Raw genomic sequence first — 11,287 nt, 5'->3', positions numbered from 1 at the left:
AGCCTTATGATTAACCGCGCAGTGACCACAACGCAACCCAAAAAAACCTCGACACCATAAGGGTTAAATGCCATTAAAATCCTAAAAAACGTTAATTTATAGGCAAATTTTACCTGCGTATCGACTCAGATCCCTAAACTACATAGTAATTCACTACATTAAGCAGTTATTCCGTTTATACTCACAACATAACCCATGGCAGCAGGCCTCAAGCTATTAAAAGAGACGTGATAGTATCTAGCCTTGGCCGTTGAGTTACTAAACATAGTAGTAGCTTGAGAGAGTGCTGTTTCAGGGAAGGGATTAGTAACTCCTCTCATAGAATTGCGAAAATAGAGACGCATGCACAGCAGAGGCCGACAATACGGTAGCCGCGAAATCATCAGAAGCAATGTACCAGGGAACGTTAATGCCAGGACAACTCCGGATCCTAATAATAGAGGGATCGGAAAATATATATGGGCTAGTATGCCAAACGCTTCGCCGTAAAGACCTCAATGTTTTGACCAGACGCATCGATGATCGTGATGCACTGCTCAGTGCATTGGATCAGAGTGCGTGGGATCTCATTCTTTCCAATACCGACAGCTCCGGCTTAAATCCCACTGACGCACTCAAACTGCTGAGAGACCGTCAGCTCGATATTCCCTTCATACTTGTCTCCGACAGCATTGGCGAAGAAAAGGTGGTTTCACTGCTCAAGGCCGGTGCCAGTGACTACATCAATCTCAATAATCTATCCCGACTTCTCCCTGCCGTTGATCGGGAGCTGAAAGAGGCTGCGGTACGCAGGGAGGCGAAAAAAACCAAACTGGCGCTACGACGCAGCGAAAATCGCTACCGTCAATTGGTAGACCACTCCCCGACTCCAATTTTGCTTCTACAAAACGACAAAATTGTGTTTCTCAATGAAGCAGCAATGCAGACCTTGGCAGTCTCCCTGAAAAGACCGCTGATCAACAAACCGGCAAATGACCTGTTTGCCAACAGCTCATCAAGCCTTCTTGACACTCCTGCTCTGAAGTCGCCATCGGAACAGAGCGACAGACCTCTTCAGACCCTGTTTAGACGAGCAGATGGCGATGCGATTCAAGTCGAGGTATTTGTTAGCCTGGTCGATCATGAAGGCGCACCCGCAACTCAACTGGTATTTACCGATATCACCAATCGAAAGGAATCAGATGCCAAACTGAAGCAGGCGGCACAAATCATTGAGCATACGATGGAAGGTGTGCTGATAACTGATGATCACGGAAAAATAGAATCGGTCAATCCCGCATTCTCCGAAATCACCGGTTATTCAAAATCTGAGATTATGCAGAAGCATCCGCAACTATTAATCTCGGATAAACATAGCGCGGAATTTTTAAGTGAACTATGGGAGCATGTGAACGATACCGGATCCTGGCGCGGCGAGCTTTGGAATCAACGTAAAAATGGCGAAGTCTATCCAGTCTGGATGACCATCAGCGGTGTGCGCGATGAACAGGGGGAAGCGCAACACTACCTCATGGTCTTCTCCGATATCACCAGCCTGAAACAGACTCAGAGTCAGCTGGAGCATCTGGCTCACCATGACTCATTGACCAACCTTCCGAATCGACTGCTTTTCGAAGACAGACTGGAACACGCACTGGCCCAGGCGAAACGTCAGAAGAGACAGCTCGCTGTGCTGTTTCTCGATCTCGATAGATTCAAGAACATCAATGACAGTCTTGGACACGCTATGGGCGACGAACTGCTCAAAGAGGTTGCTAAGCGACTGCAAAATATCCTACGGGACGACGATACAGCAGCTCGGTTGGGTGGTGATGAATTCACGGTACTGGTCGAGAATATCGATGACCCCAGCCAAGCGGCAGTGGTCGCCTCTAAGATTCAGGATGAATTTAAACATCCATTCAAAATTGCCAATCGCGAGCTGCATGTAACTTCCAGCATTGGAATCAGTATCTTCCCTGAAGATGGCAAGGATGTGGCCAATCTGACCAAGAATGCAGATGCAGCCATGTACCAGGCCAAGGAACAGGGCCGCAACAATTATCGCTACTACACCTCTGAACTGACCCGCAGTGCCTTTGAGAGACTACTGCTGGAGACCGAACTGCGTAGCGCCCTCAAAGATGATCAGTTACTCCTCTACTATCAACCGCAGATATCCTTGAAGAATGGCGAAATGACAGGCGCAGAAGCCCTGCTGCGCTGGCACCACCCACGCTTGGGCATAATTCCTCCTGCACGTTTTATCCCCCTTGCCGAGGAATCAGGGCTGATTCACGAAATCGGTAACTGGGTTCTGAGTGAGGCCTGCGAGCAGACCAGATACTTATATAAACAGGGGCTGTTCCAGGGTCGAATGGCAGTCAACCTGTCGGTACGCCAGATTATGCAGACCGACCTGATCCTGCGCTTCGAACAGATCATCGCCGAATCGGGCTGTCCCCCGAACATGCTTCAACTAGAAGTGACCGAGGGTATCTTTATGGGACAGATGAAACACTCCGTTCCTGTGCTCGATGTATTCAAAAAACTGGGGGTCTCGATCGCCATAGATGACTTCGGCACCGGTTACTCCTCACTCTCCTATCTGAAGCAGTTACCGATAGACAAGCTCAAGATAGACCGCTCGTTCATACGTGACATGCCACACGACAGTGATGCCGTGGCGATCACACAGGCGATTGTCTCACTCGGCAAAAACCTCGGCTTGAGGATTACCGCCGAGGGGATTGAGACCATGGCTCAGCAATCACTGCTGCAAAAAATGGGATGCCAGGAGGGCCAGGGCTATCTCTATAGCCCCCCAGTACCTGCCGAAGTGTTCGAACAGATGCTGATGGAAGGTAGGAGAACATTCCACCACCACTTCTCAAATTACGGCAGTTAAGCTGTTCAAAACCTTAGCCAATAACCAACCAAAACAGTTCAGTACTTGGATACCAAAACTCGCTCACCAGAGCTAATCCCCTAGTTTTAAAGGCTATTCCGGGCTCTATTCCATTAGAAAAGACTTATACTCCATAACCCCATTCTATTAACTCATTCGAAAATTCGATGGAATATGCCCTGCTGGGATATAGAAGCAGTAGAAGAAGACGCGTATGGTATCCGATCCAGAATCTTGGTCGCTTGCGCGCGTCGCATGATCTTGAATAACAAGCTGGCTAATCGGATAAGGCGGGTCAGCAGTTAACCATTTTTCATAAAGCCATTCCGCAACGGAGGACAATCCATGACGGAAGTAATCGCAACCAATGAGACTATTCTCGTGGTCGGTGGCGGCATCAGCGGCATGACAGCTGCTATTGAAGCTGCCGAAACGGGGAAACAAGTCGTCCTGGTTGAAAAGCGCCCCTATGTCGGTGGTCGCGTCACTCAACTGTACAAGTACTTCCCCAAACTCTGCTTCCCCACCTGCGGGTTGGAGATCAATCAGCGTCGGGCGAAGATGAACCCCAACCTTACCATCCTCACGATGGCCGAGGTGACAGACCTCAAGGGAGAGGCGGGGAACTACACTGCCACAGTCAAGATCAGTCCACGTTATGTGAATGACAACTGTACCGCTTGCGGTGACTGCGCCAAGGTTGTTGAGAACGAGTTTGATAACGAATTCGACTACAACATGGGCAAACGCAAAGGTGCCTACCTGCCACACCGTATGGCTCACCCTCAGCGTTATGTGCTTGATCCGGCCATTATCGGAACCGATGAAGCGCAAAAAGCCAAGGATGCCTGCAAGGTCGGTGCAATCGATCTGGAGATGCAGGAAGAGAGCATCGAATTCAGCGCAGGCGCAGTTGTCTGGGCAACAGGCTGGAGACCTTACGATGCTAACAAAATCCAGCCCTACGGTTATGACCGCATCGCCAACGTGATCACCAGCGTCGAATTCGAGCGCATGTCTGATCCCAACGGCCCGACTGGTGGCAAGATCACCCGTCCTTCAGACGGTAAAGAGGTTAAATCGGTGGCATTCATCCAGTGCGCCGGCTCTCGTGACAAGAATCACCTGCTGCACTGCTCCCGCATCTGCTGCATGGCCTCACTGAAGCAGGCCACCTATCCAGCTGATGACGTAGATATCTCTATCTACTATATAGACATTCGCGCCATCGACCGCTTTGAAGACTTCTATCAGAAGGTCAAGGCACAAGATAACGTCAAGTTCATCAAGTCGAAGGTTGCCTCCATTGTCGAGAACAAAGAGAACGGCAATCCGACCCTGCATGGCGTCGATACCGAAGGTTACAACCGTTACGCTGACGAACATGACCTGGTGGTCCTGGCAGTGGGTATGGAGCCCAGTGTCGACAAGGCCAGCTTCCCGGTCGATATCACCATCAACGAAGAGGGCTTCATCGAGCCCGCACCTGAAAACGGTGGCGTCTTCGCTGCTGGTTGCTCTTCCGATGCATTGGATGTCAACCGCGCCGTTCAACACGCCACTGGTGCCGCACTACGTGCTATCCAGGTGGTCAACCGCGTAGCAGCGACGGAGGGTTAAGAGAGTGGCTGACGAAAAGAAATTTGCTGGATATGTCTGCACCGGTTGTGGTCTGGGCGAACGCCTGGATGCCGGTCAACTCGAAACCACCGCTACCCGCGACGGCAAGATGCAGAGCTGCAAGCAACACGAAATGCTGTGTAATGCTGAAGGCGTACAGATGATCAAAGACGACATCGCCAACGACGGTGTCACCCATGTCATGATCGCCGCCTGCTCCCGCCGCGCAAAAGTTGAAGCATTCAACTTCACCGATGTCGCACTGACCCGCGCCAATCTGCGTGAAGGTGTCATCTGGGTGCGCCCTGAGACTGATGAGAACACTGAGACCACCCAGGAGATGGCGGACGACTACATCCGCATGGCCTGCGCTGAACTCAAGTCGATGACCAAGCCCTCCGCCTCCGGAGAGCAGTCCATCAACAAAAATATCATGGTAGTTGGCGGTGGTATTACCGGCATGACGGCGGCAATCGAAGCTGCTGCTGCTGGTTACCCGGTTCATCTTGTAGAGAAGAGCGGTCAACTGGGCGGTGCCCTTGGCAGTTACTACAAGGTTATCCCCACCCGTTCACCTTATGCTGCTCCTGCCGAAAACCCAGTGCCCGGAATGATCCAGGCCATCGAAGCTGATGACAAGATCACCGTTCACCTGAACTGCACTGTCGCCAAAACCGATGGCGCACCAGGCCGCTTCAATGCCGAGATCGCTACCGAGTCCGGTAGCAGCGAGACCATCTCCATCGGCGCTATCGTTCAGGCTTCCGGCTGGAAACCTTTCGACGCCAGCAAGCTGACCGAGTTTGCCTACAGCCAGAGCCCTGACGTGGTTACCAACCACGAACTGGAAGCCCTGGCGGTTGCCGCCAACGGCGGGCCGATCAAACGCCCTTCCGACGGCAAAGAGATTAAATCAGTCTGCTTTATCCAGAACGCCGGTCAGTGTTCTGATAAAGAGGGTCACCTGAGCTACTTCTCTGGCGTTACAGATCTGGTCTCCATCAAGCAGGCGATGTACTTTAAAGAGCTGAACAGCGATTGTGATACCACCATCCTGTTCAACAACCTGCGTACTCCTGGTGCAGGTGGCGAAGACTTCTACCGCGCTGGTCAGCAGGCGATGGTCACCTTCTCCAAGGGTATCGCTTCAGAGGTTGTCGCAGGTGACAGCCTGACCGTCAAGTTCGAAGACAAGATCCTCAACGAAGAGACAGAGATGGCTTGCGACCTGGTGGTTCTGGCCACAGGCATGGAACCCAACTCCGGCCCCGATCCCTACGCTCAGTTGATGGTAGACGAAGCCGAGGATGAGGAAGAGAAGGCAAAGGCCCAGGCAATCCTGGAAAACGCACCGCCATCGATCCTCAACCTGCAGTATCGTCAAGGCACCGACCTGCCGCATCTGAAGAATGGGTTCAACGACTCGCACTTCATCTGCTTCCCTTACGAGACCCGCCGTACCGGCATCTATGCCGCAGGCCCTGTACGTCGTCCTATGGACGCCCAACAGGCTCGTGACGATGCAACCGGCGCTGCACTGAAAGCCATTCAGGCCGCAGAGAATTCCGGTCTGGGACGTGCAGCGCACCCCCGCTCCGGCGACCTCTCATTCCCAAGCTTCCGTAAGGAAGGGTGCACGCAGTGTAAGCGCTGTACCGTGGAATGCCCCTTCGGCGCCATCAACGAGGACGAACAAGGCTATCCGATGTACAACGAATCCCGTTGTCGTCGTTGCGGTACCTGTATGGGTGCCTGCCCAGTACGTGTCATCTCGTTTGAGAACTACTCGGTTGAGACCGTCAACCAGCAGATCAAGAATGTGGAGATCCCTGAAGAGTGGGATGAGAAACCACGCATTCTGGTTCTGGCCTGTGAGAACGACGCCTACCCGGCACTTGATCAGGCGGCCCAGGCGGGCGTTGAGATCAATCCATGGGCTCGTGTCATACCGGTTCGCTGTCTTGGTTCTGTGAGCCTCTCCTGGGTAACCGATGCACTGAACAACGGTTATGACGGTATCGTCATGATGGGTTGTCGTCGTGACGACGACTATCAGTGTCACTTTGTACGTGGTTCAGCCATGGCGGCAGAGCGTATGAGCAAAGTGGGTGACACCCTCGATACCCTGAACCTGGAACCAGAGCGTGTGATCCTGCACGAGGTTGCCATCACCGATGTTGAGCGCGCACCTAAGCTCATCAACGACATGGCAGAAACCGTGGAGAAGATCGGCCTGAGTCCGTTCAAGTTCTAAAGGATGGCAATCAGGGCCTGCGATGCAGGCCCTTCGCTGAACGCACGGCCTGAACAACTTTACTTTTTGTAGGGTGGACTTGGCCAACCACCCTGGACACCCTACAAAGGGGAGTAAAAATGAGTGATTTAAACACCGCAATGATTGAAAAATACCGCAGCAGCTTCCTCAAGGAAGTTGAGGCGAATGTCGAGGAGGGCGAATGGGTCAAGATGTGCATGCAGTGTGGCGTGTGCTCCGGCTCCTGCCCCCTGGGTAAACATTGGGATCATCCACCGCAAGAGCTCTTCATGATGATTCGCGCCAACAAGCGCGAAGAGGTGCTGAGCACCGACTCCATGTGGATGTGTACCTCCTGCTACAACTGTATCGCACGCTGCCCCCGCGGCCTGCCGATCACCCACATCATGCATGGCCTGGCGGTCTACTCCAAACGCCTCGGCCTGGTCCAGAAGAAACAGCCTACCGCTGAGTTCTCACAGATCTTCTGGGACAACCTGATGAAGAAAGGCCGGGTCAACGAGCTGAAACTCGGACTCTCCATGTACTTCAAGGACGGTTTCGGACAGGGTGTCAAAAACGCCATGGCCAACCAGAAACTGGGCCAGAACATGATGAAGGCCAAACGCATGAACGCCATGGAATTCTTTGGTGGACATAGCGTGAAAGATCTCTCCGGCTTCCAGAAAATAGTGAAGAAGGCCCAAGAGATCGAAGCTGGCAATCACGAAGACGCCAAGTGAGGAAATAACCAATGGCTAAGATAGAACTCTCATTCTACCCGGGTTGCTCCTCACAGAAGGGGGCCACCTCATCCAACTATTTAGTCTCAGCACAGACCATGTGCGAAGAGCTGGACATCCAGCTCAATGAGATCCCTGACTGGAACTGCTGTGGTGCATCCATAGGTTACGGTGGCGGTGGTGAACTGCCTCGCCTGACCCTGTCGGCCCGTAACATCGCCCTGTCTGAAGAGCACAACTCCGGACAGGAGATCGTTGCCACCTGCGCCGCCTGCTGGCTCTCCACCCGTGAGGCCAAAGAGCGTCTGCATGAAGATGAGCAGATGTTCAAGGATGCCAACGCAGCCCTCTCAGAGGCCGGCCTGAAATACAAAGGCGAATCCAATGTCCGCCATATGGTGGAAGTGCTGGTCGAGGATATCGGCTTCGACACCATCAAATCCAAGGTCAAAAAGCCCCTCGAAGGCTTGAAGATCGCTGGGTATGTCGGCTGTCAGACCAATCGCCCCTTCGGCATCGCTGGTGAATCCTTCGAAAACCCACAGTACCTGGACAAAATCGTAGAGAGTGTCGGCGCAGAGTCGATCCCCGGCTACGAAAAGAAAGTCCAGTGCTGCGGTGGCGCCCTCGCCTTCTCTGAGCCTGAAAAGTCTCAAGAGATGATCAAAGGCATCATCGAAGCGGCCTACGACAACGGCGCAGATATGATCGTCACACCCTGCCCACTGTGTCAGGCCAACGTGGAGATCTACCAGGACAACATCAACGAGACCTATGGCACCAAGTTCAACATGCCGGTGGTCTACTACTCAACCCTGATGAGTGTCGCCTTTGGTCGCAGTGCAGCAGATGCCGCGCTGAATGGTCAGGTGATTCCCGCCAAACAGCTTGAAGAGATTGCAAACAAATAAGTCGATCGAGACAGAGCTGATAGAGAAAAGCCCGCTGATGCGGGCTTTTTTTTAGCTGGATAAAAATAGTTTCTCGATTAGGCGTCTCTAACCCATTCTCAGCCTTCAGCCTGGTAAGTTCAGATCACTAAGCGGACTCCTGACACCGAAAGCGCCACGTTTCAGATTTCCATGAATTTTACATCAGCACCTAACGTGCGGTATGGATACTCCGTAGGATGTGGTGAGGTACGAACCGCATCATTGATGTTTGATAATCGCTGCATTCTATTATTGATGCGGTTCGTGCCTCACCACATCCTACGTCCTATATGGGAAAGCAGTGCTGTCCTATTAACTTTCAATCTTCTCAGAACAATTAAAAAGCCCCTCTCCCTTTACGGGAGAGGGGTTGGGGAGAGGGTGTACGCGAAGCGTTTCATGTGGTTGAAAGATAAAACCGCATTGATCGTTCATATTTATCTTGCTGATTGTTGAAGAAAAATAGGGTGTTCATTCCCCCCTCCCAGGCACCTCTCCCCACCTATTTATGATACTGATGATTTGTAAGTTTTTTCTAGCTGTGATCCTTTGCTACTGATGCTTTTTCATATCCCAATTCTCAATCACCAATAGAAACCAATATCAATTAATCAGTTACAACCAAGATGGTTGAAGTAAGCTGGACAGCAGTAATGGAAAAGATTTAAACATGTGTCGAAATGTTTGAATAGGTGGCAATAAGGAGAGGCATTATCTATTGATAGTGAACAATAAAGTACTTGATCCAATAGGTGTATGAATCTATGGTTCTTTTACTGTACCGACGCACAATCATATAGTCGGTAATAGATTTAAGAAAGGGTGATGAATTAGACATGTCCACGATTCCCTTCGTAGCGATTGAAATAAACAGAATACGCTAAGAAATCAGTAACTCAAGGATAATTTGAGTACACTCTCCTTTTTAACTGGTCATGCAACAGTCATACGCTATAATTATTTGGAAATTCATATACATGAAAAGCATGTATATTTTATTCAACAATTAAAAAGGTCATCCTGATAATATGTATTAAAGGGTCATTGACCTTTTAATACGACTGTTAAATTTCCTGAAGGTTACGAAGCGTGATTTGGACGTTTGAAACAGAGATTGGAAAGTTAAGTAAGGATCTCAAGATCGAGTTCTACGAGAGACTTTTAAGTAAGATTGATGTCCAAAGTGAAGAATTTGACTACGATGAAGATCAGATTAATTTTAAAGAGTTCTCGGATATCTGCAGAAATAGGTCGTTCGGACTAAAGAGCGGTAGAGAAAATACTTCAGAGAAACAGTTAGACGAGATATTGCGGAGTGTGGGAAAGTACAATCGAAAAGTTTCAAGTTTTATAGTAAGGGCAATAAACGATTCAGAGTATGAAACCATTATGAAGTTGAAGTTGGACTTCAAAAGGGATGGGGTTTACTCCATTTATAGAAATACGGTTACGGGCTCATTGTATTTGATAGTGAGGTCAGAGCACAAAGGTTTGGATAACTTCACTATCTGCTTAAATGATATTGAAAGTGCGAAGTACCGAGAAAATGGACATATTGATGAAACAGCTGATTGTATAAGTAGATCTCCAGGGGATTATTCTATGCGTAGATACTCTTTAGATATAAAGTATATCAAAGGAAAAATTTAACAAGCGGCTGCTGTCGGACTGACAAAAGCTCCGGCTTCGCCTCCACTTTTGTCAGCCGCAGAGCCGGGCGTTACTTAGAGTAAGGTGCAATGTCTGAGCCCATAGATAAAAGAAAAATTGTAATATTAACAGGGGCTGGAGTAAGCGCAGAAAGTGGACTACAAACATTTCGCGATACCAATGGGCTTTGGAATAATTACAATCTGAATGATGTAGCAACACCACAGGCTTGGGAGCATAATCCTAAATTAGTCTTAGAGTTTTATAATGAAAGAAGAAAATTAGCAGCAGAAGCACTCCCAAATGAGGCTCATTCATCTTTAGCTAGACTAGAAGAAAAATATAAAGTAATTGTTGTAACTCAGAATGTAGATGATTTACATGAACGAGCAGGATCTACTAATGTTATTCATGTTCATGGTATGCTCCAACAAGCTCGTAGCACGGTAAAAAAAGGTCTCGTTTATGAAATCGGACCAGAAAATATTAACTTGGGTGATTTATGTGAAAAAGGCTCTCAATTGAGACCAAACATCGTATGGTTTGGTGAAGATATTGAGAACTATGATATTTCCTTAGAACACATAAGAACAGCAAGTAAAGTGTTGATTATTGGAACTTCACTTACAGTATTTCCAGCAGCTAATTTTGCAAAGAAAGCCAGATTTCATGCAGAGAAAGTTATAGTACAACCGGAATTGGAAAAAAAGCCATACGGGTATACCTGGTTAAGAGGAACCGCAGTAATAGTAGTTCCGCATGTTGTTAATTGCTGGCTGGATGGGAGAAACGTAACATAACGAAGCAATTTCACAAGGATGCTCCGCACCTGTGAATTGCGGCGTTATGCGTAAATAAATGGATTATAGACTCAAAACCATTTTAGAAGGATTGTTGGTTATCGCAGTAGAAAGCGAAGCCCAAGAGGCTTTACTCAATAGTCTGGATATTTCACCTGACGAGTACTTTGATTTTGAGGTACTGGACTATTTACCATATCAGGTAGAGATCGGTGCAATACCAGAACAAGCAGCAATCGAAATTGAAAACCTATACAAGGAAGGCGAAAAAGTACTTAGAGGTTTCAATTGGGTACAAGAAGACGATTTCTTCTCAAGTAATGCCAATTCAGTTAAAGAATGGCGCAAACGAGCAAAGTTATTACTTAATACTATCGAGTTACATAACAAGGCACTTGTGT

The 11,287-nt window shown here is 49.1% G+C and carries 10 protein-coding genes; 8 read left to right on the top strand and 2 right to left on the bottom strand.

Annotation, left to right across the window (positions count from 1 at the left end):
* Positions 1-502: 502 nt before the first annotated feature.
* A complete protein-coding gene (locus AC4IE7_RS03885; protein WP_490775493.1) occupies positions 503-2,887 on the top strand; it encodes a sensor domain-containing protein in 2,385 nt (794 codons plus the stop codon).
* 147 nt (positions 2,888-3,034) lie between these two features.
* On the opposite strand, the gene AC4IE7_RS03880 is transcribed toward AC4IE7_RS03885, so the two are convergent.
* The gene (locus AC4IE7_RS03880; protein ID WP_490775602.1) at positions 3,035-3,379 is read right to left on the bottom strand and encodes a hypothetical protein; all 345 of its coding nucleotides are present in this window, start codon (positions 3,377-3,379) and stop codon (positions 3,035-3,037) included.
* On the opposite strand from AC4IE7_RS03880, the gene AC4IE7_RS03875 reads away from it, so the two are divergent.
* The 4 genes from AC4IE7_RS03875 (at position 3,293) to AC4IE7_RS03860 (ending at position 8,415) form a co-directional block, all read left to right on the top strand.
* On the top strand, positions 3,293-4,507 hold the full coding sequence (locus tag AC4IE7_RS03875; RefSeq protein WP_490775600.1) for a heterodisulfide reductase subunit A: 1,215 nt from the start codon (positions 3,293-3,295) through the stop codon (positions 4,505-4,507). The genes AC4IE7_RS03880 and AC4IE7_RS03875 overlap by 87 nt on opposite strands.
* A gap of 4 nt (positions 4,508-4,511) precedes the next feature.
* Positions 4,512-6,761: an FAD-dependent oxidoreductase gene (locus AC4IE7_RS03870; protein ID WP_490775492.1), complete on the top strand. Its 2,250-nt coding sequence runs from the start codon at positions 4,512-4,514 to the stop codon at positions 6,759-6,761.
* Between the two features lie 119 nt (positions 6,762-6,880).
* Positions 6,881-7,504, top strand: coding sequence for a 4Fe-4S dicluster domain-containing protein (locus AC4IE7_RS03865; RefSeq protein ID WP_490775491.1), 624 nt, complete (start codon positions 6,881-6,883; stop codon positions 7,502-7,504).
* Positions 7,505-7,515: 11 nt separating this feature from the next.
* Positions 7,516-8,415, top strand: coding sequence for a CoB--CoM heterodisulfide reductase iron-sulfur subunit B family protein (locus AC4IE7_RS03860; protein ID WP_490775490.1), 900 nt, complete (start codon positions 7,516-7,518; stop codon positions 8,413-8,415).
* Positions 8,416-9,151: 736 nt separating this feature from the next.
* Here AC4IE7_RS03860 and AC4IE7_RS03855 read toward each other — a convergent pair.
* The gene (locus AC4IE7_RS03855) at positions 9,152-9,274 is read right to left on the bottom strand and encodes a phage integrase N-terminal SAM-like domain-containing protein (RefSeq protein WP_490775489.1); all 123 of its coding nucleotides are present in this window, start codon (positions 9,272-9,274) and stop codon (positions 9,152-9,154) included.
* Between the two features lie 251 nt (positions 9,275-9,525).
* Between AC4IE7_RS03855 and AC4IE7_RS03850 the strand changes: the two genes are divergently transcribed.
* The 3 genes from AC4IE7_RS03850 to AC4IE7_RS03840 all read left to right on the top strand — a co-directional run.
* Positions 9,526-10,086 carry a hypothetical protein gene (locus AC4IE7_RS03850; RefSeq protein WP_490775488.1) on the top strand — a complete coding sequence of 187 codons (561 nt, stop codon included), beginning with the start codon at positions 9,526-9,528 and terminating at the stop codon, positions 10,084-10,086.
* Between the two features lie 89 nt (positions 10,087-10,175).
* Positions 10,176-10,886, top strand: a complete 711-nt coding sequence (locus AC4IE7_RS03845) for an SIR2 family NAD-dependent protein deacylase (protein WP_490775487.1) — start codon at positions 10,176-10,178, stop codon at positions 10,884-10,886.
* Positions 10,887-10,944: 58 nt separating this feature from the next.
* On the top strand, positions 10,945-11,287 hold a 343-nt coding region (locus AC4IE7_RS03840; protein WP_490775486.1), incomplete at its 3' end, for a hypothetical protein.

It is taken from the genome of Candidatus Thiodiazotropha sp. AKAK3, from assembly GCF_058244645.1.
Note: the sequence above shows the minus strand (reverse complement) of the source record. Positions and strands in the feature narration are given on the sequence as shown.